The sequence below is a fragment of the Pseudomonas sp. FW305-20 genome, assembly GCF_058788075.1.
The window spans coordinates 146205-172466 of the sequence record NZ_JBYTAJ010000007.1; the positions used below are offsets into that span (position 1 = coordinate 146205).

A 26262-nucleotide genomic window follows, 5' to 3' on the forward strand; every position below is an offset into this window, starting at 1 on the left:
AGCTGATAAGGGGAGAAGCGGTTCAGGTGAAGGCCGGGTGATATTTTTCGGTAACAGGCACCCCGGACGGGTAGTGCAGGAACTTGGGTAAAAGCCCCCGTGTCACGACGAATTCATCGACCGGGCGACCCATCAGGGCGTCGACGATGCGCGCACTGGCCTTGCCATCGCCATAAGGGTTGGCAGCCTGGGAGCAACGGCGCCACAGCAAGTCGTCATCGAACAATGCATTGACGCCAGCGATGATCGAGTTGGGCGAGGTGCCAACCAGACGCACAGTGCCCGCGGCGACAGCTTCGGGGCGCTCGGTAACGTCACGCATGACCAGCACGGGTTTGCCCAGGGAGGGGGCTTCTTCCTGCACGCCACCGGAGTCGGTGAGGATCACATGCGCACGTTGCATCAGGCGCACGAACGCCAGGTAGTCAAGTGGCTTGATCAGGTGCACGTTGGGCAGGTCGCCCAGGTGCTCGGTAACCGGCCCCATGACATTGGGATTCAAGTGCACCGGATAAACGATCTGGATATCAGCCCGTCGGGCCAAATGGCTCAGCGCCTTGCAGATATCGAGGAAGCCTTCGCCGAAGTTTTCCCGACGATGCCCGGTTACCAGCAGAACCTTGCGGCCGGGTTTCAGGAACAGGAATTGCCGGTCCAGGCTTGCACGCAACTCAGCGTCCCGCTCAATGCGCCGCGCCGTCATTTGCAACGCGTCGATCACCGTATTACCGGTCACGAAGGAACGACCTTGAAGGCGTTCGTCGAGCAGGTTTTTGCGCGATTCGTGAGTCGGCGCAAAGAGCATGTCCGCCCCCATATCGATGCAGCGCCGGTTCATTTCTTCCGGCCATGGGCTGTAGATATCACCGGTTCGCAACCCGGCTTCCACATGACCGACCGGGATCCGACGGTGAAAAGCAGCCATCGCGGCCACCATCGCCGAAGTCGTATCGCCATGCACCAGCACCCGGTCCGGCCGAATCGTTTCCAGAACCGGATCAATCGCCCCGTAAAGCGCCGCCGTCAGCGAGTTGAGCGTCTGATGGGGGGTCATGACATCGAGGGTGAAATCGGCCTTGAGGTCGAACAGATCCAGCACCTGTTTAAGCATGCTTTGATGTTGGCCGGTAACGCATATCTGCGAATGAATGCCAGGTTCTGCAGCAAGGGCCTTGACCAACGGCGCCATCTTGATGGCTTCCGGACGGGTACCGAAGATCGAAAGGATTTTCAGCCTTGAATGAGGGTGAATGATGGTGTCTTCCTTGCGCAGCTTCAGTGCGCAGCACAACAGCAGTTCAAGTTCTATTGAAACTTGGGCCGCAAGCGATAGTTGGAGTTGGGAGAGGCCGAGTGCTCAGTGGGAGTGTTGATATGTACTGAGTGTTTGGATGCAGTAACCGGCCGGGATTATTAGCATCGAATGTACATATCTCAAAGGGGTATATGCGTTTTTTATTTAAGCGAATAAGTTTGAAACTTTTATATGGGTTGCGGGTCTTTTCTAGTTTTTCGATATTTTATGAAAGGTTATCGGGGTTAATAAATTATTGCTTAAGTTTATGTTTTTATAAGTATTTAAAGTTTATTGTCCGTTTGTCTGGAAGTTTGAATTATTCCTTATCTATAAGTGTCGCGGTGAGAGCGGATTGTCAGAGCTATCATGCGCTTGATAGTCACTTAAGTGGCGCCTTTATATTGTCGTTTTCAAAAATAAGTTATTTTTATGATTAAAGTCTTTAAATCAATATTTGCCATTGCCGTTCATATCTGTCTTGCCGACGCATCGCTCATCATTTCGTTGGAACTCCCATAACGCTGCTCCGTCCTCTGCAATGAGGGGGGCTACGGGCGTTTCGTGGCGAACCCGATACCGCTTTTTTCATCTAGAAGGCGAGGGCAGTCATGAATACTTCAGACACCAGAACGGACGGTCAGACCGATCAGCAGGGCACCGGAACACCGGAGCAGGATTTTCAACACTTGAAGGAAAACGTAACAGAGGCGCTTGGCGACGCAAGACAGCAGGCCGATGCGCAGTTTGGGCAATACCGCGACACGGCAGCAGACCAGATCGAGGCGTTGGCGCAGGGAACGAAATCCTTCGTTTCCGAGATTGAAAGCAAAGACACGCTCGGTATGTCCGACTACCTGTCAGACATCGCGGAGTCCATGAGCGGCCTGGCGGGCAACCTGCGTGGGAAGAGCGCCGAACAGCTGTTGCACGACGCGGCCGACCTGGCGCGTAACAACCCGGCACTTTTCATCGCAGGCAGTGTTGCGCTGGGTTTTGGCCTGTCGCGCTTCCTCAAAGCCGGCAGCGCCCCTGCGGCGACATTCCCCGACACCGGCGACCCGGCGGCAGGCCATTCAATGCCGCCACCAGGCGGTTTTGGCGCCCAACGACCCTATGAAACTTCCGTGGCACCACGCACCGATCCAGGCGCCGGTCCGGACACTGGCATCACGCCGCCTTCACCAAATGAACAAGACCGTCCTTCGGACTTCGCAACGACCTCCACACCTGGCTCGACAGCCTTCAAAGGAGAACTGTGATGAACAGAGAAGATTCAGATTTTCCCGGCACAAGACCGGTGTCCGCCACTGAGCATGACGCGTCGGTTGTCGGCTTGTTACGCCAGCTGTCGCGCGAAGTGCCAGCGTTGTTTACCAAGGAACTGGCATTGGCCAAAGCCGAGCTTCAAGCCAGCCTGACGACGCTCAAGGCCGGCATTGCCGCGGTCGCGGGCGGTGCGATTGTGCTGCTGGCAGGCTTCATTATCTTGTTGATGTCTGCCGTCTACGGACTGAGCCTCGTGATGGCGCCCTGGTTGGCTGCGCTGATTGTGGGTGTGGTGGTGATGATCATCGGGTTCGCCATGTTGCAGTCAGGAAAAAAACAATTCGAGCCGTCTCACTTCAAGCCAGATCGCACACTGGACGCTTTGAATAAAGATCAGGAAGCCCTGCGGAGGAAAGTCTCATGAACCGTGAACTTGAACTGGAATCACAAAAAAGCCCGGAAACCATCGAACGTGAAATCGATGCGCAGCGGGCCAGCATCGGCAATATCGTTGATGCGCTGGAAAGCAAATTCACCCCGGGTCAGATATTCGATCAGGCGCTGGGTTTGATGCAGAGCAATGGCACGATGTTCCTGAGCAACCTGGGCACCAGCGTTCGTAACAACCCCGTTCCAGCGGTACTGACGTCAGTCGGGTTGCTGTGGTTGATGATGAGTCAGAATCGTCCACCGACCCCGGTTTATCGAACGGTTCCCGATCAGGACAGGGTTGGCGAGTGGGCCGATGGCCTGGCGGAAGGTATCGACAGTGCGCGCGAGCATTTGCACCACACCACCGATACGCTCAAAGAGGGTTATCAGACGGTCAAAAGCAAAGCCGCCAACCTGACGGATAACCTGGGTGCCGCCACCGAAAACATCAGCCACACCGTGCATGATGTCGGCGACCGGCTGGTGCGCAGCACCCACGTCATGAGCAATCAGTTCAGCCATCTGCTCAAGGAACAACCCTTGGTGGTCGCCGCTGCTGGCATCGCCTTGGGCGCCATGCTGGGGGCGGCTTTGCCGTCGACGGCGACTGAACAGCGGTACCTGGGCAAGACCAGCGCCGGTCTGGCTGACAAGGTCAAGCAACAGGCACGGGAGGGCTTTGAGGCGGTGCGCGACACCGTGACAAAGACCACTGATCATTCGCAGACGGAGGTCAGGCCGGATGGGGAGCGCCGTCCTGCGTCCGATTCACCAGCCGATCTATCACGAGGGTTAGGCACTTCGTAAAAGGTCGAATGAAAGACGGGAGGCCAGAACTGACCTCCCGTTTTTTATCCCTCGTTAAGTCTAAACCTGCGTCCAATCCAGCGCTGCGGACTCGCGCCATTTCACATCCGTGACGCCGTACCGCTCGGCCTGGGGTTTGGATACGACTTTAAGCGGCGGTTTCCCGGGCCTGGGAATAGGCGCCAATCCGGCATCACAACTCGCCCAATGCCAGGCATCCGCATTGCACATTTTCTTGGCCCGGATGATGAAGGACCTCGGCTCTCCATGGAGCTTGTACTCGATGACGAAGAGATCAGTGCGGTTCATAAGACCCCCTCCTTATGCTCATAGACAAAGGAGTGAGTGCGTCAAAAAAAATTCAAAGTGTTTAACAGACCTTCTGAAGCGTGTGAATCAAGTGTTTTTTTCGTCTGGATTTGCGCCTCTTGTCGGCGCCCCTGAACCTGCGTCGAGTCCTGTTGACCCATCAAAAATAGCTCGGGGATTTGCCTTGCCATGAATTCAATGAACAGGCCATTGAGGTTCGGTATTGAAGAGGAATACTTCATCACTGACCTGGATACTCGACGTATGTGCGAGCAGCCCTCCGGCGCGTCGATTGAAGCGGATCGTGCGTTCAGGTTTTACGACTGCTGCGCAGCCGAACGCAGGCTTCGCCAGCTGCTACAGGATTGTGGGGGGGCTTAACTGACCGCGCTGACCTCAACCACCGCTGACTTTCCAGTGTTTGACATCGTCGGCGAAGACCATCTGCTGCATCTCATGGGCGATGCCGTAAGCCAGGGATTCGTGGGCTGCGATGACTTTCTCTTCCGCTGAAAGGCAATGGAAAATATCGAGTTTGGTTTCTGCCTCAGCGGTCTCGAGGTTGAAGATCTGTACATAGCGGGCGAGGTCGTTGTCGAGGCTCGACAGGTATTCGCGCAAGCGTTGATGGTCGACCGATTTTTGACTGAAGTACCAGTTCATGGGATGAATCAGGAAGCGCGCATGCGGCGACGTGATGCGTCGGCTTGCCGCTAAAAACATGATGATGCCCATCGATTCGATGTTGCCCGCATTGATCGCGCACAGCGGCACCGGCAACGACTTCAGAAAGGTATAGAGCGTGAAGCCGAAATTGGTGCTGCCACCACACGTCGACAGGTTCAACAGCAATGACGTGGCACCTTGATCGATGGCTTCAAGACAACAATCCCTGAAGCGCTCGGTCGTTCCCTGGTCGATCTGGCAATGAAAATGGATGATGTGTTCAGTCATCGACTGACCTCCCATGCACGACATTCGCAGGATCCAAAAGCCAATACAGGCTAATAAAAATCTGAACTCTTTTGAAAAATAATCCAATCGCAAGGTGATCGGCGGCGACTGTGCCGCCAGTCGCTCCCGGCAGATTTTCCGGGAACTATATTGCCCATTCCGCCCGTCCCGAGAGGGGCATTTTCGTTCAAACTTTCGATTTTTCATGACCTCGTAATTGAAGGCGAGCACACGCGCTCGTCCTTGAAAATGAGGTGAACAAAAATGGCTAACACTGGAAACAACAACCCCGGAAACTTTGGCAATGACCGGGAAAAAGCCTCGGAAGCCGGCAAGAAAGGCGGCGAGGCATCAAGCGGCAATTTTGCCAACGATCCACACCGGGCTTCTGAGGCTGGCCAAAAAGGTGGCATGGCTTCAGGCGGACAGCAGTCAAAAGATGCTGACCGTATGTCCGGCGGTGGTCAGGGCGCAGGACGCGAAGGCAGCTTTACCGACGACAACGAAGAAATCTCGCAGTCGGGCCAGAAAGGTGGCCAGGCTTCGGGTGGGCGACAATCCTCCGACGCGGATCGGTCGTCCAGTGGCGGACAGGGAAGTGGTCGCGGCGGTAACTTTGCCGACGACAGGGATAAAGCCTCTCAAGCAGGGCGCAAAGGAGGTGAACAAGGCCCTGGTAGCGGACGTAAGTCCTGATGAGGTGTGATTCACATCAAGCCCCGTGTTTTTTCGGGGCTTGATTTTTTCTTGGGTGTACACAGATCTTGCTCATTTGGTTGGTGCGAAAAAACTGATCGCTTCACAATAATTTTTAGCCTTTCACAATGACCGCATTTTAAGCAGTCAGCTCTATAGCGGCGCAGAGCGTGTGGTTATCTCTTTGCCCCCCCCTGTGACATGCACTTGCTCCTCGAAAGTTGAGCGGTTTTGGGTTTCTAATACTTTGTCGGTTGTCGCGGCGTGGCGATCAGGTACAGGCGATATCGATCCACACTTGTCCGTTGGGGTACTGGTAAAGCTCCAGGGTTTCAGCTGTCATTTCGATGCTATAGCCCGGGCGAAGGGGAGGGATGTAGCGGCCGCGTCGGATCACAACGGGGTCAAGGAAGTGCTCGTGCAAGTGGTCGACGTATTCGAGAACACGGTTGTGCAGCGAGGCCGAGACGGCGATGTAGTCGAACAGGGCGATGTTCTGCACGTACTCGCACAAACCGACACCACCGCCATGGGGGCAGACTGGCACATCGAACTTGGCGGCCATCAGCAGCACGATCAATACCTCGTTGAGACCACCCAAGCGCGCCGCGTCCAACTGGCAGAAGTCCAGTGCACCGGCCTGGAACATTTGCTTGAACATCACCCGGTTGTGGCAATGCTCCCCAGTGGCGACGCCAATCGGTGCGATGCGCTGGCGGATGCTGGCATGGCCGAGGATGTCGTCGGGACTGGTCGGCTCTTCGATCCACAGCGGTTCGAAAACCGCCAGGCGGCGCATATTGGCGACCGATTCATCGACGCCCCAGACCTGGTTGGCGTCCATCATCAGGCTGCGTTCCCAGCCGATTTCTTCGCGCAGAACAGTGGCGCGACGGATGTCCTCTTCCAGATTGGCGCCGATTTTCTGCTTGATGTGGGTCCAGCCATCCTCAACCGCTTCGCGGGCCAGTTGGCGCATTTTTTCTTCACTGTAACCGAGCCAGCCAGGCGCGGTGGTGTAGCCAGGGTAGCCTTCGCGCAGCATCTGCGCCTCGCGTTGGGCCTTGCCCGGCGCCTGGCGGCGTAGCAGGGCGATGGCTTCTTCGGGGGTGAGCACATCGGTGACGTAGCTGAAGTCCAGGCAGCGGACCAATTGTTCCGGCGTCATGTCGGCCAACAGCTTCCACACGGGCTTGCCTTCGCGTTTGGCCCATAGGTCCCAGACCGCGTTAACGATGGCCGCGGTGGCCAGGTGGATCACGCCTTTTTCCGGGCCCAGCCAGCGCAGTTGACTGTCGCCCACGGTGATGTTGTGCCAGAAGGCCCCCATGTCGGCAACGATCTCTTCCAGGGTCAGGCCGACCACCATCGGTGCCAGGGATTGCACGGCCGCCACACAGATCTCGTTGCCACGGCCAATGGTGAACGTCAGGCCGTGACCCTCAAGGTCGGCAGGGGCGTCGGTGTGCAGCACGACGTAGGCCGCGGAGTAATCCGGCGCGCTATTCATCGCATCGGATCCGTCCAGCGACAGGGAAGTGGGGAAACGGATGTCGCGAACGCTCAGTTGGGTGATTCGAATGCTCATGGTGTGCTCTTGTGCTCTATGACCAGTTGGAGACTCGACTGTAGGTCGCCAAGTGATATGTGCATAATCACGGTTTCGTAAGTAGGGATACCGGATTCGATATGTCAGCTGGTCCAGAAACCACTACGACCACACCGCGTAACCTCGGCGCCCTGAAAATCTCCAGCCGGCAGATCACCTTGCTCAATGCGCTCGGTGAGTTCGGCAACCTGCGGCGGGCAGCCACCGCGATGCACACCACGCAACCGGCCGCCAGTTTGCTGTTGCAGCAACTGGAAGAGCGCCTCGGCGTGCGCCTGTTCGAACGCATGCCCCGCGGCATGCAGCCGACCCTTTATGGCGAGGTGATGATCCGTTACGCCCAAGGTGCGCTGCATGAGTTCGAGCAGGCCCAGGCGCAGATCTCTGAACTGGAGCGCGGGGCCATGGGACGGGTGCGCGTCGGCAGCGTGATGGGGCCGGTGCCCCGGCTGCTGACCAAAGCGGTGCTGGCGTACAAGCGCGATCACCCGAAGGTGCGGATTTCCATTGAGGTGGGCACTAGTGACACCTTGCTGCCGGCCTTGCTGCGCGGTGATTTCGATGTGGTGCTGGGGCGCCTGCCGGACCAGAGCGACAGTCAGGACCTGGATATCGAACTGTTCGACAACGGCGAGCAGATGCGCGTGATCGCCCGGGCTGGTCACCCATTGGCGGGTGCCTCGCCATTGCAGTTGTCCGACTTGATTACATTGACCTGGATCCTTCACCCCATCGGCAGCCCCATGCGCCGCCGGGTGGAAACGGCCCTGCAGGCCGGCGGTATGGTGCAGTCGCTGGACATTATTGAGACCGCTTCGATCCTGGCAACCACGGCGATGCTTGAGGCTTCGGACATGATCGCGGTGGTGCCCAATGACGTGGCCGAGCATTATGCGCGCTATGGCATGGTCGCTATCTTGCCGGTCGAGTTGCCGATCTCCATGGTCAATATTGGCCTGCTGACCTTGCGTTCCCGGCCAAGGTCGGTGGCGTTGAATACGCTGCTGCAGTATTTGCGGGAGCAATAGCTTTGGCTTTACAGACATCCCGCAACACCTGACAGACGCTGCACACCACCTTCAGGAGGCACTGACCCGATGCCGTCGGACATTACCCATTCCAGTTTTTGCAACTGGGTGCGCTTCAAGCACCTGGTGCTGATCGACACTCTGGCACGCACGCGCAACATGCACGCCACCGCCATACGGATGAACCTCAGCCAGCCAGCCTTGAGCAAAATGCTGCGTGACCTGGAGGAGCAGTTCGGCTTTGCCCTGTTCCAGCGCCTGCCACGTAGCATGCCACCAACGGAGCTGGGCGAGCACGTGGTGCGCTACGCCCAAGGTGCACTGGCCGATTCACACAAGTTTGTCGACCAGGTCAACCGGCTGCGCAAAGGCGGCCATGGTTTTCTCAAGGTGGGCGGGATTTTTGCGGCAACCTCGATGGTACTGCCCCAGGCCATCGCCGCTATCAAGGCGCGCAGCCCTTTGCTGTCGATCGAAGTGGTGGAGCAGTCCAGCGATCACCTGCTCACCATGCTTGAGCAAAACAAGCTCGACCTGATGATCGGCCGCTTCACCGAAGAGCGTTACAGCCAGGTCTTTGACTTCCACCCATTGGAGCCTGAGCCCTTCAGCCTGGTGGTCAACAGCCGTCATCCGCTTAACGAACTGGACTCTACACCGCTTGAAGCGCTGGGCCAGTGGCCGTGGGTGCTGTATCCGGTCGGTACGCCCATTCGCGATCGCCTGGAGTTGGCGTTCAAGGCCGCTGGCCTCGCATCGCCGGCAGACAGCGTCGATACCATCTCCATGCAGATGTTCCTGCAACTGCTGCAATCGGGGCCCATGATCGCCATGCTGCCCAGATCCATGGTGGCAGCGCAGCTGGATAGCGGCCAGCTCAAAGAGCTGCAGACCCCGCTACGCCTGGCGCCATTGGAGTACGGCATCATCACCCGCAAAGACGAGCCACTGACAGGGTCGGCCCGTGAGTTCGCCGACATCCTGCTCGATTTCGCACTCCAGCGACGGGAGGAGGAGACGGCGATTGATTGATTAACACGGTTGAATAAGACGAATCGATAACGCCAGGTTATCGATTGATCGGATCATCTCATTGGGAATGTTCAGGCAGGGTCCATACAGTTATCGCAGATTCGCCCTTCGCAGAAAGGGCGACGCCATAACAAGAAGACTGCCGTACTGCCCTGAGAGGTCCCATGCAACTGATTGCCAGAACCCGGACCAGCGACGCTGCCGTGATCCGCCTCAACCCCCTGGATAATGTTCTGATTGCACGGCAGGCCCTGCCTGAAGGCCTGAGCCTGGAAGCCGAAGCGATCACTGTGCGCCAGCTGATTCCCTCCGGGCACAAAGTCGCTACCCAGCGTGTGGAGCAGGGCCAGCCGCTGCGCCGTTATGGGCAAATTATCGGTTTTGCTTCACAGCTCATCGAAGCCGGCGACCACGTGCATGTGCATAACGTGGAGATGGGCGAATTTGCCCGTGACTACGCCTTCGGCGTCGATGCCCACGCCACGCCAAGCACTGAAGCCGTCTTTCAGGGCATCGTGCGTGCCGATGGCCGCGTCGCGACCCGCAACTATGTGGGTATCCTCACTTCGGTCAATTGTTCCGCGACCGTGGCCCGGGCCGTGGCCGATTACTTTCGCCGGGATATCCACCCCGAGGCATTGGCCGCCTTCCCGAACATCGACGGCGTGGTGGCGCTGACGCATGGCGCCGGTTGCGCAGTGGACCCCAACGGCGAGGCCTTGGGGTTATTGCGTCGCACGCTCGGTGGCTACGCCGTCCACCCTAACTTTGCTGCGGTGCTGATCATCGGCCTGGGCTGTGAAACCAACCAGATCGAGAGCCTGCTTGAGACTCAAGGTCTCAAGGCCAGTGACCAGTTACGTGCCTTCACCATACAAGGCGCAGGCGGTACGTCGAAAACCATCGCCAGTGGCATCGAGCAGGTCAAGGCATTGCTGTCAACGGCTAACCAGGTGCAGCGTGAGCCGGTCAGCGCTCGCCATCTGATCGTCGGCCTGCAATGCGGTGGCTCGGACGGTTATTCGGGCATCACCGCAAACCCGGCGCTCGGTAATGCCATTGACCGTCTGGTGGCGGCGGGCGGTACCGCGATTCTCTCGGAAACCCCGGAGATCTATGGCGCCGAGCATCTGCTGACGCGCCGCGCCGTGAGCCGCGAGGTGGGGGAAAAACTCATCGCGCGCATCCACTGGTGGGAAGACTACTGCCAGCGCATGAACGCCGAACTGAACAACAACCCCTCGGCTGGCAACAAGGCCGGTGGCCTGACCACCATCCTGGAGAAATCCCTGGGGGCGGTGGCCAAAGCCGGCTCCAGCAACCTGGTGGATGTGTACCTGTACGCCGAAGCGGTCCGGGCCAAGGGGTTGGTGTTTATGGACACCCCAGGCTACGACCCGGTCTCGGCCACGGGGCAAGTCGCCGGCGGCGCCAACCTGATCGCCTTCACCACCGGCCGGGGCTCAGCCTACGGCTGCGCGCCGACACCTTCGATCAAGCTGGCGACCAACAACCGGGTGTTCGAGCATCAGGAAGAAGACATGGACGTGAACTGCGGCGGCATCGCCGACGGCTCCACCAGCATTGAAGAGTGCGGCGCCTACATTTTCGAACAGATGCTGCGCATCGCTTCCGGCGAGCGCAGCAAGAGCGAACAACATGGTTATGGGCAGAACGAGTTCGTGCCCTGGCAGATCGGTGCCGTGACCTGATTGACAGCCCTGCAACTTTCACGAGGCGAAAAGTACATGCAAGTTTCCGGATACAACTTTATTGCCGGCCAGCGCAGCGCGCTGGGCGACACCCTGGTCTACAGCGTCGACGCCCACACTGGCGAACGACTGCCAGGCGCTTTCCATCAGGCAACCCTTGCGGAGGTCGATACGGCGGTGGGAGCTGCGAGCGCGGCATTTGCGCTGTTTCGCAACCTGCCGGCGGTACGCCGGGCGGAATTTCTTGAAGCCATCGCCGACGAGCTCGACGGCTTGGGCGAGGATTTCATTGCATTGACTTGCCAGGAAACGGCGCTGCCGAGCGCCCGCATCCAGGGTGAGCGCGGTCGTACTAGTGGCCAGATGCGCTTGTTTGCCCAGGTGCTGCGCCGTGGCGACTTCTATGGTGCACGCATCGACCAGGCTCTGCCTGCACGCACGCCCTTGCCACGCACTGACTTGCGTCAGTACCGCATCGGTGTAGGCCCGGTGGCGGTGTTTGGTGCCAGCAACTTCCCTCTGGCGTTCTCCACGGCCGGTGGTGATACCGCCGCGGCCCTGGCCGCTGGTTGTCCTGTGGTGTTCAAGGCCCATAGCGGTCACATGGCGACAGCCGAGCGGGTGGCCGAAGCGCTGATCCGCGCCGCCGAGCGCACCGACATGCCGGCCGGCGTGTTCAACATGATCTTCGGTGCTGGCGTCGGCGAAGCGCTGGTCAAGCATCCTGGCATCCAGGCGGTCGGCTTTACCGGCTCGCTGAAGGGCGGCCGTGCCCTGTGCGACATGGCTGCCGCTCGGGCGCAACCGATCCCGGTGTTTGCCGAGATGTCGAGCATCAACCCGGTGCTGATCTTGCCGCAGGCCCTGGTCAATCGAGGCGCGCAGATGGCAAAGGAACTGACTGCCTCGGTGGTGCAGGGGTGTGGCCAGTTCTGCACGAATCCTGGCCTGGTGTTGGGTATTCGCTCACCGGCGTTCAGTACTTTTATTGAGCGCTTGACCGGACACATGGCCGAGCAGGCGCCACAGACCATGCTCAATGTCGGCACCTTGAACAGTTACGGCAAAGGCTTGCAGGCCTTGCTTGCTCACCCGCGCATCAAACACTTGAGCGGCTTGACGCAAACAGGCAACCAGGCGCAGCCGCAGCTGTTCGAGGCCGATATCAGCCTGTTGCTGGAACAGGATGAGCTGCTGCAGGAAGAGGTCTTCGGCCCTTGCACAGTGGTCGTCCAGGTAGCGGACGAGGCTGAATTGTTACGCGCTGTCGACGCCTTGCGTGGTCAGCTCACCGCCACGCTGCTGGCCGACAACGATGACCTGGCCGCATTTGGTCAACTGTTCGGCGCCTTGGAAGTGAAGGTCGGTCGGGTGCTGCTCAACGGCTACCCGACCGGTGTCGAGGTGTGCGACGCCATGGTCCATGGCGGCCCGTACCCGGCGACTTCTGATTCACGCGGCACCTCGGTCGGGACGCTGGCGATCGATCGCTTCCTGCGTCCGGTGTGCTACCAGAACGTGCCCGATGCGTTGCTGCCCGATGTTTTGAAGAACGCCAACCCACTGGGCATACAGCGTCTGGTCGATGGCAAGCACAGCACAGCGGCCTTGGGTTGATCTCGGAGTAGCAAGCATGACTGAAGCCAAACGCTACGACGCGCAAACGCTTACCACGTTCGTCGAGCAACTTTTCGAAACGGCAGGGGCTGATGCCGAAGTTGCCCAGGTGGTGACCCGGGTACTGCTCGAAGGTGAACTGCTGGGCCATCGCACCCACGGCCTCAATCTGGTGAGCCGCTATATCGGCGGCATGCTGACAGGGCAGGTCAAGGCCAGTACCCAGTTGCTTGAGCATGTCTCGGACAGCGGCATTTCGGCTCTGTTCGATGGCCACTATGTGCTGGGCCCTTATTGTGTCAGCCGCGCCCTGGACTGCGCGGCCAAAGGCGCCACGGCGCAGGGCATAGGTATCGCCGTAGTGCGTCGTGCCTCGCACATCGGTTGCCTGGCGGCTTACCTGAAGCCTTTCACTGACCGTGGCCTGGTGGCGATGGTGTATTCCTCGGATCCGTCAGTGGGACTGGTGTGCGCCCATGGCGGGATCGACCCGATCTACACACCCAACCCGATTGCCGCCGGTATCCCGACCCGGGGTGAGCCGATTTTGCTGGATGTAAGCATGTCCACCGTCACCCTGGGCCTGATCGGCCAGTGCCGCGATACCGGCAGCACACTGCCGCACCCGGTGTTGATGAGCAATGAGGGCCGCCTGAGCGACAACCCGGCCGACTTCTTCACCACCCCGCCGGGCAGCATCCTGCCCCTGGGTGGTCAGGCCTTTGGCCACAAAGGTTTTGCTCTGGCGATTCTGGTCGAGGCCCTGACCTCGGGGTTGGCCGGCCACGGGCGCAAGGACGTTCCCGATCAATGGGGGGCTTCGGCAACAGCCGTGGTGATTGACCCGCGTTTCTTCGGCGGGCTGGATGCTTTCACCGACGAAAGTTCGTTCCTGAGCAAATTGATCCTGGCCAGCCGCCCGGTAGACCCGGAGCGCCCGGTGCGCTTGCCTGGACAGGCCGGCCTGAAGCTGCGCGAGCAATCCCTGCGCGAAGGCGTGAACCTGTCACAGAAGGTGGTCGATGACCTCAACCAGACCGCCGTGCAGTTGCAACTGCCAGCGCTTTTTCAATGACTGACAACGACAACAAGAGTGCAGAGATGACAAACGAATCAAGAGCACAAGCACCGCTGCAGTTAAGCAACAACGCCACCGTATTCAATACCGGCAGTTGGGTCGGACGTGTCTGGTTACCCGGCCAGGGGCCAGCAGTGGTTCTGGTCAAGGACAGCGCCGTGCACGATATCAGTGACCATGTGGCGACCGTCTCGGCCTTGCTTGAAGTGGCTGACCCCGTGGCGTATTTGCGTGCATTACCCTTGACCCCGGCTCTGATCGAGTTGCCCGCATTGCTGGACAATAGTGACCCGACCCTGCGCGACGAAAACTTGCCGTGGCTGCTGGCGCCGATCGACCTGCAAGCGGTCAAGGCCGCTGGCGTGACCTTCGCCGCCAGCCTGTTGGAACGTGTGGTCGAAGAACAGGCCAAGGGTGATCCGGCCAAGGCCGACGCGATCCGCGACGCGCTGGCCAGCCGCATTGGCGCTGACCTTTCGCAAATCGTCCCTGGCTCGGCCCAGGCCGAAGCCTTGCGTAAGGTCCTGGTGGAGCAGGGCCTGTGGTCCCAGTATCTGGAAGTGGGCATCGGTCCGGACGCCGAAGTCTTCACCAAGGCCCAGCCGATGTCGGCGGTCGGTCACGGTGCCGACATCGGGATTCACCCCAAGTCGAGCTGGAACAACCCGGAGCCGGAAGTGGTGCTGGCGGTGTCGAGCAACGGTATCGTGCGTGGCGCAATGCTCGGCAACGACGTCAACCTGCGCGACTTCGAAGGGCGCAGCGCCTTGCTATTGGGCAAGGCCAAGGACAACAACGCATCCACCTCCCTGGGACCTTTGCTGCGTCTGTTCGACGAGACTTTCAACATGGATGACGTGCGTAACGCGCAAGTGGATTTGCGCGTCGAAGGCCAGGACGGATTCATCCTTGAAGGCCACAGTTCGATGCGCCAGATCAGCCGCGACCCGCTCGACCTGGTCCAGCAGACCCTTAACGAAAACCACCAATATCCCGATGGCCTGGTGCTGTTTCTCGGTACCCTGTTCGCCCCCAAGCAGGACCGCGACCAGCCGGGCAACGGTTTCACCCACAAGCTGGGCGATATGGTGGCCATCAGCAACGCGCAACTGGGCACCCTGAGCAACCGCGTGACCACCAGCGACCAGGCGCCGCAGTGGAATTTCGGCCTGCGCTCACTGATCGAGAGCCTGAGTCGACGTGGCCTGCTTGAGGCGGCTGTGACGGCGCGTCAGCCCTGATTCTTTTCGTCATACCCCAAGGATGAGTGTGTCACCGCTTGAAGGATCACCGGGCATTGAAACCGCTGCAATAAAAATAATAAAGGCCATCAGATGAACACACTGAAGAAGTATCAAAGCATCACCGTTGTTTTCCTGTTGTTGATTGGCATCGTCAACTACCTGGACCGTAGTGCGCTGTCGATCGCCAATACCTCGATCCAGAAGGACATGATGATCAGCCCCTCGCAGATGGGCATTCTGTTGTCGGCCTTCTCCATCGCCTACGCTTTTGCGCAGTTGCCGATGGGCATGATCATCGACCGCCTGGGCAGCAAGATCGCTCTTGGCGCATCGTTGTTGGCCTGGTCGGTGGCTCAATCGACGTTTGGCATGGTCAACAGCTTCGCCGGTTTCATGGGCCTGCGCGTGCTGTTGGGGATTGGCGAGGCACCGATGTTCCCTTCGGCGGCCAAGGCCCTGTCCGAATGGTTCGATGCCAACGAGCGTGGTACGCCGACCGGGATCGTCTGGTCGTCGACCTGCCTGGGCCCATGCCTGGCGCCGCCCTTGCTGACGCTTTTCATGGTCAACTTTGGCTGGCGCGGGATGTTTATCATCACTGGCGCAATCGGTATCGTCTTGGCCGTGTGCTGGCTTACCTTCTACAAAAGCAAGGCGCAGTACCTGGCCGAGCTCGCGGCTGAAGGCAAACCGTTGCCGACCGAGAAGAAGCCTCAAGTGCAAGCGGCCACCGCACCGAAGGTCTCTTACTTCGCCGGCTGGCTCGACCTGTTCAAACACCGCAGCACCTGGGGTGCCGTCCTGGGCTTCATGGGCGTGATCTACATGCTCTGGCTGCACCTGACCTGGCTGCCGGGCTACTTTGAGCGCGAGCATGGCATGAACCTGTACAAGACCGCGTGGTTGGTGTCGCTGGCCTATGGCTTCGGCGCGGTGGGTACTATCGTCGCCGGGCGCTTCTGCGACAGGCTGGTGCGCCGTGGCATGAGCATCCTGGCCAGCCGCAAGTTCGGCGTGATCACTGGCCTGGTACTGGCTGCACTGTTTACCGTGCCGCTGTCGTTTGTCACCGGCCTTACCGGTTGCATCATCCTGCTCTGCCTGGCGCTGTTCAGCATCAACATGGCCAGTGCCACGGCCTGGATGATCGTCAACACCATCGTCGACAGCCGTCGGGTGGCCTCGTTCGGTTCCATCCAGAACTTCGGCGGCTACATCGCCGGTTCCGTCGCGCCGATTGTCACCGGCTTCAGCATCCAGTACTCGGGGTCGTTCAATACCGCGTTCATGATCAGTGCGGTGGTGGCGCTGTGTTCGGCCCTGGCGTATTACCTGTTGCTCAACGCGCCGATCAGCGATGCCGAGCCTGCACCTGAGCACATCGTTGGTTTGACCGAGTAAGGGCCTTAAGTGATCGGCGGCCGGCGGCACTCGCCCAGGGAGGCGAACGGCCGAGTTGGTTCAACGTAACCGTTGAGGCGGTCGAGCAGCGGGATCTAACGGCCCATCGAATGGACTGGAGGAGGGCGATGAAGCAATCGTCGCCCGTCCCTTGTCGCACTGTGAATACGTAGTGGCCACGATACGGCGCTCCACATCTTGCGGCTTGCCGGCGCCTTTTTGCCTTTTTCTCCGTGGTTGACCCCTCCTTGTGATTACCAACCGTTCCTTAGGGGCTGCCGGGCAGCGGGTGAGTTTAAAGGAGCACGCGCGACGCTTCGCGCCAGTTGGCGCTCTTGATGGGTTGAAATCCAGAATTGAGTCTGCCTAGGCAAGAAAGAACCCCTTGGAATTCAACGGGACGGACGCCAGTTGCGAGTCTCGTTTCCCGCTCCAGATTTCTTAAAGAAAAGCCACTTAATGAGTAGCGTTTTTTATACGTGACCTTTATGCCGCGTTGAAAAAGAGAAGCTTCGGTGTCCGAAAGTATGTAGTACAGAGTCGATATCACGATGCTCTGTTATCGATTAACACTCTCGAAATAGAGCTCCCGATAACCCCGGACAAACACCGAAAGGCCTGTTAGCAGAAATGGTCCGGTTACTGCGCCATGCCTCACATACCCCCTCAAAAAAACTAGCTAACGAGCAACAGAATATAAAAATGAACTATACCCAATAGGGCAATCGCTCCTGACTCCGGGACCTGATGCCATTTAAAGATGGTCGTCCCAGGAACTTCAACGTCAAACAGACCGAGAGATTCTGGTTATGAACGCTTTGAAAATCGCTGCCAGCGATGCAGTTCGAAATTGCTTTCGTACGACCCGTGAAATCGTCCCGTTCGACCAGACCGACCTTACCGATGTCGCGGTCGCCGTTCTTTCGGTAGATGATTTGGCAGCAGGGGCGCTGGACTCCATCAAGCGAACAGGCTTCGATATCCCGATCTTCCTCGTGGCATCCCAGGGACGCAGCAATCGCTCCCTGGAGGTCTATAAACAGCTGCAGGATGTCATTTTGCAGGTCAATGGCGTCTTCGATTCGTCCAGCAACAATGCCGAGTACTACGGCAATCAACTGGAGACCGCAGCCAAAGCCTACGAAGAAACCCTGCTGCCACCGTTCTTCGACGCACTCAAGCACTACACCGAATCGGCCAACGCGACCTTTGCCTGCCCGGGCCACCAGGGCGGCCAGTTCTTTCGCAAACACCCGGCGGGCCGGCAGTTCTTCGACTTCTTTGGCGAGACCCTGTTTCGCGCCGACATGTGCAACGCCGACGTCAAACTCGGTGATCTGCTGATCCACGAAGGCCCGGCGCTGCTGGCGCAAAAACACGCCGCGAAAGTGTTCAACGCCGACAAGACGTACTTCGTGCTCAACGGCACCTCGGCGTCGAACAAGGTGGTGACCAACGCCCTGTTGACCCCGGGCGATCTGGTGCTGTTCGACCGCAACAATCACAAATCCAATCACCAGGGCGCGCTGCTGCAGGCCGGCGCCACACCGGTCTACCTGGAAACCGCGCGCAATCCCTACGGTTTTATCGGCGGCATTGACGCCCATTGTTTCGAAGAAGACTACCTGCGCCAATTGATTACCGAAGTCGCACCGGACAAAGCTCAACTTCCACGACCCTTTCGCCTGGCGATCATTCAACTGGGTACCTATGACGGTACGATCTACAACGCCCGGCAGGTGGTCGAGCGCATCGGCAAACTGTGCGACTACATCCTGTTCGATTCGGCGTGGGTCGGTTACGAACAGTTCATCCCGATGATGAAGGACTGCTCGCCCATGTTGCTCGATCTGGACGAGAACGACCCCGGGATCTTCGTCACGCAATCGGTGCATAAACAGCAGGCCGGTTTTTCCCAGGCTTCGCAAATTCACAAGAAGGACCGACACATCAAGGGCCAGCCGCGTTATTGCAATCACGCACGGCTGAACAACGCTTTCATGGCCCAGGCATCCACCAGCCCGTTTTACCCCTTGTTCGCCTCGCTGGATGTGAATGCGCGTATTCACGCAGGCCGTAGCGGCTTGCGCCTGTGGGACGACTGCGTGAAGTTCGGCATCAATGCCCGCAAGCTGATCCTGGAAGCCTGCACCCTGGTCCGCCCCTTCGTGCCGGATTCAATCGACGGGCGCCCCTGGCAGGACCATCCGACCGACGCCATCGCCAGCGACGTCCGTTTCTTTGAGTTCCATCCGAAGGATCGTTGGCATGCCTTCCCGGGCTATGCCGAGAAGCAGTACTTCATCGACCCGTGCAAGTTGCTGTTCACCACGCCGGGCATCGATCCAGTGGATGGCAGCTATACCGATTTCGGTATTCATGCCGGCATCCTGGCCAACTTCTTGCGCCAGAACGGCATCGTTCCGGAAAAGTGTGACCTCAACTCCATCCTGTTCCTGCTCACGCCGGCCGAAGACTGGGCAAAGATGAGCCATCTGGCGGCACAGATCGCGCGTTTCGAACGCTTCGTACATGACGACGCGCCCATGAGCCAGGTGCTGCCGGCCATCTACAACCAGCACGAGGAGCGTTATCGCAACTACACCATTCGCCAACTCTGCCAGGAAATGCACGACCTCTATCGCCACCACAACGTGCAGCAGTTGCAGAAGGAAATGTTCCGCAAGGAACACTTCCCGAAAAAGGCCATGAATCCACAGCAGGCGCAAATCGAGTACATCCGCGGCAATGTCGAGCTTGTGCCCCTGGCTGACGCCGATGGTCGCATTGCGGCCGAAGGTGCGCTTCCTTATCCACCCGGCGTGCTCTGCGTGGTGCCCGGGGAAATATGGGGCGGCGCGGTGCTCAAGTACTTCCTGGCACTGGAGGAGGGCATTAACCGCTTGCCTGGCTTCACACCGGAGTTGCAGGGCGTGTACCTGAAACAGGACGGCGGTCGTACCCGCGCCTATGGGTACGTGCTCAAGGTCTGATGTTGCATTTTCAACATTGCTCAAGGAGATACGCATGAGTCACTCGCTTACCCGCTTGCCAGTCGATTTGGCACAGCGCTTCCCGGTGCTGATCGTGGCCAACATCCAGGAACATGACGACAGCATCATTCTGCGCAGTGCTCAGGCGATTGCTGCCGTCTTGCGTGAGCATGAGATGGAGGTGGAACTGGTCGGGTCGCTGGAGGAGGCAGACATCGCCGTCAGTGCCAACTCCGCCTACTGCTGCGCGATCATTGGCTGGGGCCTTTGCGAAAACAATCAGGACCAGGCGCTGAAGTTGATTCAGCTGATCCGTCGCCGCACGGCACAGTTGCCGATCATGCTCGGCATGAGCCAGGCACATCAGAGCCAGGTGCCGCTGGCTTTCGTGGAGAACATCGACGGCTTTATCTGGCTGCCCGAAGACAGTCCGGAGTTCATCGCTGGACGCGTCGAAGCCGCCGCCCGGCGTTACCTCGACAGTATTCTCCCGCCGTTTTTCGGCGCACTGGTGAACTTCGCCGGCACCCATGAATATTCCTGGCATACCCCGGGGCACACCGGTGGTACCGCCTTCATGAAAACTGCGGTGGGCCGTACTTTTCTCGACTTCTACGGTGAGCAGATGCTTCGCTCGGACCTGAGTGTTTCGGTCGGCGAACTGGGCTCGCTCAATGACCATTCCGGCCCGATTAATGAAGCGGAAAAATATGCGGCACGGGTGTTTGGCGCTGACTTCACCTTCTTTTCCGTGGGCGGCAGCTCCGCGAGCAACGAGATTGTCCTGCATTCGGCAGTGACCGATGGTGACCCTGTTCTGGTCGATCGCAACTGTCACAAGTCGTTGAACTATGCCTTGAACATGTCCGGCGCGGTGCCGCTGTACTTGCGGCCACGGCGCAATGCGCGTGGCTTGATCGGACCGGTGCCGCTTAGCGAGCTGACGCCTGCGGCCGTCGCACAGAAACTCGCTGACAGCCCACTGGCAACCGACAAGACTGCCAGGCCGGTGCTGGCGGTGCTGACCAACTCGACCTACGACGGTCTCTGCTACAACGTGCAGACCACCACCCGCGAACTGAGCCAGAGCGTCGACCGCATTCACTATGACGAAGCGTGGTATGCCTATGCCCGTTTCAATCCCTTGTACGAGGGGCGCTATGGCATGCATCGCGGCGAACGGCATGCCGACGACGCCACGGTGACCGTCACCCACTCCACCCACAAGTTGTTGGCGGCGCTGTCCCAGGCCTCGATGATCCATATCCGCTCGGGCAAGGTGCCGGTCAAGCCGGCGCTGTTCAACGAAGCCTTCATGATGCACACCTCGACATCACCGCAATACAGCATCATCGCGTCGACCGATGTCTCGGCGAAAATGATGAACGATGCCGGTGGTTACCTGACCGATGAATCCATTGACGAAGCCATTGCCTTTCGCCAAGCCATGGCGCGTCTGAACAACGAAATACAGCAACGCAACGCCAAGGACTGGTGGTTCGGCGTGTGGCAACCGGACCAGATCGACGGCGTGCCGTTTGCTGACGTCGACCCGCAGGTGTTGCACCACGGCGACGCCTGGGTGCTCAGGCCTACGGCAACCTGGCACGGTTTCGGCGACCTGGGCAGCGATTACTGCATGCTCGACCCGATCAAGGTCACCGTGCTCACGCCAGGGCAAACCCTTGAAGGGCAGATGGAGGACAGCGGCATCCCGGCTCCGCTGGTGTCGTCCTTCCTTTCCAGTCGCGGCATCGTGGTCGAGAAAACCGAACCCTACTCAATCCTGCTGCTGTTCAGCCTGGGGGTGACCAAGGGCAAATGGGGTTCGCTGGTGGCTGGGCTGATGGAGTTCAAGAAGCACTACGATGGCAACTCGCCCCTCGAACAGGTGATGCCTGACCTGGTCGACAGCCATGGTGAGCGTTACAGCGGCCTGGGCCTCAAGGACCTGGCCGAAGAGATGCACCAGGACATGCTGGCCACGAAAATGCTGCACAACATGGATGCCGCCTACACCTTGCTGCCCGACCCGGTGTCCTCGCCAAGGGCGACTTTTGCCTGCCTGGTCAAAGGTGAAATCGAGCAGATTGCCGTACGCGATATGGTCGATCGCACCGTTGCCGTGCAGATCGTTCCTTATCCGCCAGGCATTCCGCTGATGATGCCTGGTGAAAAAGCAGGCAATGACAAAAAAGCGATCGTCGACTATTTGCTGGCGATGGAGACTTTCGACGGCCGGTTTCCCGGTTTTGAACATGACAACCATGGCGTCGAGATCGAACGCGACAGCCAGGGGCGCCCGACCTACAAGGTTTACGTAGTCAAGCAGTAAGCAGTAGCCCCTGTCCGGTCGCGTGCTGCACGTTGCCGAACCCAGGTTCAAAACTTCGCACAAGGCAAGGAGTTTGCGATGGCTGATTCAAGCAAAAAAATGGGCCTGATGGGGCTCACGACGCTGGTAACAGTCAACATGATGGGCTCGGGAATCATCATGTTGCCCACTAATATGGCTCAGTTGGGGGCCGTGTCGCTGCTGTCATGGATTTTCACCGCAATCGGTTCGATGGCCATCGCCTACTGTTTTTCCCAGTGCGGCGTCTTTTGTTCGCGTTCAGGCGGCTTGTCCGCCTACACCGAGGAAGCCCATTCAAAGTCCGGTTTTTTCCTGTGTTCGTACCTGTACTTCCTGTCCCTGGCCATCGCCAACGTGGCCGTGGCCATCTCGGCAGTGGGCTACATGACGGCCTTCGTGCCCTGGCTCGGCACGGGTGCCATTCCGTTATGCGTCGGCACGATCGGGCTGATCTGGCTGACCACCTTCGCCAACTTCGGTGGCCCTGGCATTACCGGCAAGATTGGCGCTTTCACGGTGTGGGGCGTGATCATTCCGGTAGCCGGTCTGAGCATCATCGGCTGGTTCTGGTTCAAGCCGGATGTGCTGGCCGCCGCCTGGAACCCCAACAACCTGGCGATTTCCGAAGCCGTCAGCAAAGCCATACCCCTGACCCTGTGGGCATTCCTGGGCATGGAATCCGCAGCCCAGGCCACCGATGCCGTGGAAGACCCCAAGCGCAACGTACCGCTGGCCTGTCTGTTCGGCACCCTCGGAGCCGCGGTGGTTTATGTGCTGTCGACCACCGTCATCCAGGGCATCATTCCCAACGATGAACTGGCCAAGTCCTCGGCACCTTTCGCGCTGGTCTACGCCACGATGTTCAGCCCGATGGTGGGTAATATCGTCATGGCCCTGGCCGTCATGGCCTGTGTCGGCTCGCTGCTGGGCTGGCAATTTACCCTGGCGCAAACGGCCAAGATGACGGCTGACCAGAATCTGTTTCTCAAGCTGTTCAGCAAGGTCAATTCCATGAATGCGCCTGTCGTTGGCATGATCGTTTGCGGGGTGCTGCAGACCCTCATGGCTCTGTCGACCATCTCGCCCGATGCCGCCGCCCAGTTCAGCAAGCTGGTCAGCCTGGCAGCGGTCACCAACCTGATCCCCTATATCACCGCGCTGACGGGCCTGCTGGTGATCATGCACAAGGCAGGCGTCTCATCAGCAGTTCACACGCGTAACGTGGTGGTTTTGTTGATTGCAGTCACGTACTGCTTGTACGCCCTGTATGCCTGCGGCAAGGACGCAGTCATGGGCGGCACCCTGGTACTCGCGGTCGGCTACCTGCTTTATGGATTCCTCGCCAAGCGCTTCACCGAAGCGCCAGCCACCAACCAGGCCAGGGCCGTAAACCCTTAGGCGCTGCCAACAGGACTGCACAGACATCTGCATACGGGGAAACCGGACATGAACGTACCATTTGCCACAACCACCAGGCTGCTGCTTGCCCTCGCTCTCTCGACGCTGCCGCTGATGGCCGGCGCCGACACCCTTGAACGCGTGCGCAGCAGCCACACCTTTACGCTGGGTTACATGCCGGACCTGGCACCCTTCAGCAAGCAGGAAGGCGACAAGGCCAACGGTTATGCCATCGACCTGTGCCTGAAAATTGCCGACAAGCTCAAGAGCGAGTTGGGTCTGCCCGACCTCAAAGTGCGCTACCAGCCGGTACAAGTTTCGGAACAGGTCAGTGCTGTGAGCCAGGGCAAGGTCGATATCCTCTGCACGCCGACTCCGCCAACCCTGGAGCGGCGCAAGATGATCAGTTACTCCATACCGATCTATACCGCTGGCCTCTCAGTCGTGGTGCGCAAGGATGCTGCCGCGCCTTTGCTCAATGTGCTCAACGGCCAGGTCGCCTACACCGGTCCGACCTGGCGTGCCAGCATCAACAATGGTCTGGCCAACCAAACCTACGCGACCCTTGAGGGAGGAGTGACCGAAGACTGGATTCGCGAACGGATGCGCCTGCTCAACGTGATCGCCTCGCTGGTGACCGTGGACAACACTGACCAGGGCATCAAACTGGTCGCCGAGGGCAAGGCCGATGCCTTTTTCTCAGAACGCATGCTGCTGCGAAACGAAATCACGAAGGAGGGCGCAGCCAGGAACCTGATGGTCCTGGACCGCATTTTCGAGTACTCGCCGGTGGCGATGATGGTGGATCGCAACGACGAAGACTTCCGCTTGCTGGTTGATACGGCCCTGAGCGAAGCCTATTCCTCCGGCGCCATAGAAAAGGGATACGACCAGTACCTGGGCGGTACCGACGATACGGTGAAAAAACTGTTCAGGGTTTATGCATTGCCCCGGTGACAATCGTCAGCGAAAGGCCGCCTGCATTACGCTTGCGGGCGGCCTTTTTATACGGCGCTCATCGTTCAATGAGCCAGCCAACGAGTTTTTCTGCAATCGGACTCAACGCCGCCACTTGCAGATCATCCCCGGGCCGTTCACGTTCATACCTGGTCCATAACCTCGGTCATCTCCCGGTCCTCACCCAGGAATCCGCCACTCTGATGGTGCCACAGCCGCGCGTAGATACCGTTCCTGGCAAGCAGTTCAGTGTGGGTGCCCTGTTCGACGATGCGTCCATCATCCATGACAATCAGTCGATCCATCGCCGCGATCGTGGACAGCCGATGGGCGATGGCGATGACGGTTTTGCCCTTCATCATTTCATCGAGGCTTTCCTGAATGGCCACTTCGACTTCCGAATCCAGCGCGCTGGTAGCCTCGTCAAGTAGCAGGATCGGAGCGTTCTTGAGCATCACCCGGGCAATGGCGATGCGCTGGCGCTGGCCGCCGGAAAGCTTGATGCCACGCTCGCCCACCAAGGTGTCGTAGCCGGTATGACCTTGGCGGTCACTCAGTTGGCTGATGAACTCATCGGCCTGGGCATTGATCGCGGCACTGCGGATCTGTGCGTCGCTGGCATCGGGTCGGCCGTAGGCAATGTTGTCGCCAATGGAACGGTGCAGCAGGGAAGTATCCTGGGTGACCATGCCGATCGCGCTGCGCAGACTGTCTTGTGTCACGTGCGCAATGTCTTGCCCGTCAATGCGAATCTGCCCGCCGTCGACGTCATAAAAGCGCAGCAGCAAGTTGATAAGCGTGGATTTACCCGCGCCCGAGCGGCCGACCAGGCCGATTTTTTCGCCCGGGCGAATGTTCAGGCTCAAGCCATCGAGCACCTGGCGTTCGCCATTGTAGTTGAAGCTCACATTGTCGAAAGTTACCGCCCCGCCAGCGGTCACCAGCACGCCCGCGTCCGGCGCATCCTGCACCTTGGGGCCGCGGGTCAGGGTTGCCATGCCATCTTGCACAGTGCCGATGCTCTCGAACAGCGAGGTCATTTGCCACATGATCCAGTGCGACATGCCATTGATACGCAACGCCATGGCGGTAATTGCCGCCACCGCACCTGTGCCGACTTCGCCCAGGTGCCACAGCCAAAGTGCATAACCGCCGGCGGCCATGAGCAACGCCACCACCAATGCCTGGTTGACGATCTCGAATTGGCTGACCAGGCGCATCTGGCGAAAACCGGTCTGCTTGAAATCCTCCATGGCCGCGCGCGCGAAGTGCGCTTCACGATTGGAATGGGAGAACAGCTTCACTGTCGTGATGTTGGTGTAGGCGTCTGAGATACGTCCGGTCATCGAGGAGCGCGCATGGGCCTGTTCCTGTCCGACTTTCCCCAAGCGGGGCACGAAGTAGAGCATGGCCAGGCCGAACAACACGAGCCAGGCAATGAAGGGCAGCATCAGTTTCAGGGCGAAGCCGCCGGCCAGCGCGATGATCGCGATGAAATACACCCCGATGCCGGGTGCGATCTCGATAAGGGTGAACAGCACGTCGCGCACCGCCAGCGCAGTCTGCATCACCTTGGTGGTGACCCGGCCGGAGAACTCATCGGAAAAGAACGAAAGACTTTGCCGCAGCATCAGGCGATGGAAGTCCCAACGCAGCCGCAACGGCAGATTGATCGCCAATATCTGGTGCTGCACCATGGTCCGCAACGCCACCAGCCCGATGCTGGCCACCATGACGATGCCCATCCCCCACAACACGCGACTTTCCTGCGCCGCCGCATCACCACCGGCTTGCCAGGTCGAGAGCAGATCCACGACCTGACCGAGGAAAGAAAACAGCCAGGCTTCGTAGATCGACACCCCGGCACTGAGCAGCGCAAAGGCGAGAATATAGCCGCGGGCGCCCCGTGTGCATGCCCACAGGAACCGAGCCAGGCCCTCGGGTGGCGGCGGCACCTCGTCGGGCGGGAAGGGGTCGAGTTTTTGTTCAAATGCGCGAAGCATGGTGGTCTCCGAAACGATCAAGTTAAGGCGATTCTGCCATTTAAATGGTTGCCATGAGGGCTATGTGGATTGG

The 26262-nt window shown here is 59.1% G+C and carries 20 protein-coding genes; 15 read left to right on the forward strand and 5 right to left on the reverse strand.

Features of this window, described 5'->3' with window-relative positions; all coding sequences use genetic code 11:
• Positions 1 to 22: 22 nt before the first annotated feature.
• On the reverse strand, positions 23 to 1189 hold the full coding sequence (gene wecB / locus AC3WP4_RS08710; RefSeq protein WP_235865041.1) for a non-hydrolyzing UDP-N-acetylglucosamine 2-epimerase: 1167 nt from the start codon (positions 1187 to 1189) through the stop codon (positions 23 to 25).
• A 716-nt stretch (positions 1190 to 1905) separates the two neighbouring features.
• Between wecB and AC3WP4_RS08715 the strand changes: the two genes are divergently transcribed.
• Genes AC3WP4_RS08715 through AC3WP4_RS08725 form a run of 3 tightly spaced genes read left to right on the forward strand, consistent with a single transcriptional unit; the run spans position 1906 to position 3802 of the window.
• A complete protein-coding gene (locus tag AC3WP4_RS08715) occupies positions 1906 to 2556 on the forward strand; it encodes a hypothetical protein (protein ID WP_074876106.1) in 651 nt (216 codons plus the stop codon).
• Positions 2556 to 2987, forward strand: coding sequence for a phage holin family protein (locus AC3WP4_RS08720; RefSeq protein ID WP_074876108.1), 432 nt, complete (start codon positions 2556 to 2558; stop codon positions 2985 to 2987). The genes AC3WP4_RS08715 and AC3WP4_RS08720 overlap by 1 nt, the downstream gene beginning before the upstream one ends.
• Positions 2984 to 3802 (forward strand): DUF3618 domain-containing protein, encoded by an 819-nt coding sequence (locus AC3WP4_RS08725; protein WP_102615422.1) that lies wholly within the window; start codon positions 2984 to 2986, stop codon positions 3800 to 3802. Before AC3WP4_RS08720 ends, AC3WP4_RS08725 begins: the two co-directional genes overlap by 4 nt.
• A gap of 60 nt (positions 3803 to 3862) precedes the next feature.
• On the opposite strand, the gene AC3WP4_RS08730 is transcribed toward AC3WP4_RS08725, so the two are convergent.
• Entirely contained in the window at positions 3863 to 4111 is a 249-nt protein-coding gene (locus tag AC3WP4_RS08730; protein WP_074876111.1) for a DUF6555 family protein, read from the reverse strand.
• A 396-nt stretch (positions 4112 to 4507) separates the two neighbouring features.
• The gene (locus AC3WP4_RS08735; protein ID WP_074876115.1) at positions 4508 to 5065 is read right to left on the reverse strand and encodes an ATP-dependent Clp protease proteolytic subunit; all 558 of its coding nucleotides are present in this window, start codon (positions 5063 to 5065) and stop codon (positions 4508 to 4510) included.
• Between the two features lie 264 nt (positions 5066 to 5329).
• Here AC3WP4_RS08735 and AC3WP4_RS08740 point away from each other — a divergent pair, with 264 nt between their 5' ends.
• On the forward strand, positions 5330 to 5761 hold the full coding sequence (locus AC3WP4_RS08740) for a con-10 family general stress protein (RefSeq protein ID WP_102615424.1): 432 nt from the start codon (positions 5330 to 5332) through the stop codon (positions 5759 to 5761).
• A 271-nt stretch (positions 5762 to 6032) separates the two neighbouring features.
• On the opposite strand, the gene AC3WP4_RS08745 is transcribed toward AC3WP4_RS08740, so the two are convergent.
• The gene (locus AC3WP4_RS08745) at positions 6033 to 7349 is read right to left on the reverse strand and encodes an L-fuconate dehydratase (protein ID WP_102615425.1); all 1317 of its coding nucleotides are present in this window, start codon (positions 7347 to 7349) and stop codon (positions 6033 to 6035) included.
• 101 nt (positions 7350 to 7450) lie between these two features.
• Here AC3WP4_RS08745 and AC3WP4_RS08750 point away from each other — a divergent pair, with 101 nt between their 5' ends.
• From AC3WP4_RS08750 to AC3WP4_RS08800, 11 genes are all read left to right on the forward strand, one after another.
• The gene (locus AC3WP4_RS08750; RefSeq protein ID WP_102615426.1) at positions 7451 to 8398 is read left to right on the forward strand and encodes a LysR family transcriptional regulator; all 948 of its coding nucleotides are present in this window, start codon (positions 7451 to 7453) and stop codon (positions 8396 to 8398) included.
• A gap of 69 nt (positions 8399 to 8467) precedes the next feature.
• Positions 8468 to 9430, forward strand: a complete 963-nt coding sequence (locus AC3WP4_RS08755) for a LysR family transcriptional regulator (RefSeq protein ID WP_074876123.1) — start codon at positions 8468 to 8470, stop codon at positions 9428 to 9430.
• Between the two features lie 164 nt (positions 9431 to 9594).
• Positions 9595 to 11142 carry a UxaA family hydrolase gene (locus AC3WP4_RS08760; RefSeq protein WP_102615427.1) on the forward strand — a complete coding sequence of 516 codons (1548 nt, stop codon included), beginning with the start codon at positions 9595 to 9597 and terminating at the stop codon, positions 11140 to 11142.
• Positions 11143 to 11178: 36 nt separating this feature from the next.
• Positions 11179 to 12759 (forward strand): aldehyde dehydrogenase (NADP(+)), encoded by a 1581-nt coding sequence (locus AC3WP4_RS08765; RefSeq protein WP_074876127.1) that lies wholly within the window; start codon positions 11179 to 11181, stop codon positions 12757 to 12759.
• A 16-nt stretch (positions 12760 to 12775) separates the two neighbouring features.
• Entirely contained in the window at positions 12776 to 13834 is a 1059-nt protein-coding gene (locus AC3WP4_RS08770; RefSeq protein WP_102615428.1) for an Ldh family oxidoreductase, read from the forward strand.
• A gap of 26 nt (positions 13835 to 13860) precedes the next feature.
• On the forward strand, positions 13861 to 15078 hold the full coding sequence (locus tag AC3WP4_RS08775) for a fumarylacetoacetate hydrolase family protein (RefSeq protein WP_102615429.1): 1218 nt from the start codon (positions 13861 to 13863) through the stop codon (positions 15076 to 15078).
• A gap of 93 nt (positions 15079 to 15171) precedes the next feature.
• On the forward strand, positions 15172 to 16482 hold the full coding sequence (locus AC3WP4_RS08780) for an MFS transporter (RefSeq protein ID WP_102615430.1): 1311 nt from the start codon (positions 15172 to 15174) through the stop codon (positions 16480 to 16482).
• 809 nt (positions 16483 to 17291) lie between these two features.
• A complete protein-coding gene (gene speF / locus AC3WP4_RS08785; protein WP_102615431.1) occupies positions 17292 to 19475 on the forward strand; it encodes an ornithine decarboxylase SpeF in 2184 nt (727 codons plus the stop codon).
• A gap of 34 nt (positions 19476 to 19509) precedes the next feature.
• Positions 19510 to 21810 carry an Orn/Lys/Arg family decarboxylase gene (locus AC3WP4_RS08790; protein WP_074876137.1) on the forward strand — a complete coding sequence of 767 codons (2301 nt, stop codon included), beginning with the start codon at positions 19510 to 19512 and terminating at the stop codon, positions 21808 to 21810.
• A gap of 78 nt (positions 21811 to 21888) precedes the next feature.
• Entirely contained in the window at positions 21889 to 23229 is a 1341-nt protein-coding gene (gene potE, locus AC3WP4_RS08795) for a putrescine-ornithine antiporter (protein WP_074876139.1), read from the forward strand.
• A gap of 48 nt (positions 23230 to 23277) precedes the next feature.
• Positions 23278 to 24186, forward strand: coding sequence for an amino acid ABC transporter substrate-binding protein (locus AC3WP4_RS08800; RefSeq protein WP_074876141.1), 909 nt, complete (start codon positions 23278 to 23280; stop codon positions 24184 to 24186).
• A gap of 143 nt (positions 24187 to 24329) precedes the next feature.
• Here the strand turns inward: AC3WP4_RS08800 and AC3WP4_RS08805 are convergent, their stop codons facing one another.
• Positions 24330 to 26189 carry an ABC transporter ATP-binding protein gene (locus AC3WP4_RS08805; protein ID WP_074876143.1) on the reverse strand — a complete coding sequence of 620 codons (1860 nt, stop codon included), beginning with the start codon at positions 26187 to 26189 and terminating at the stop codon, positions 24330 to 24332.
• Between the last annotated feature and the right edge of the window lie 73 nt (positions 26190 to 26262).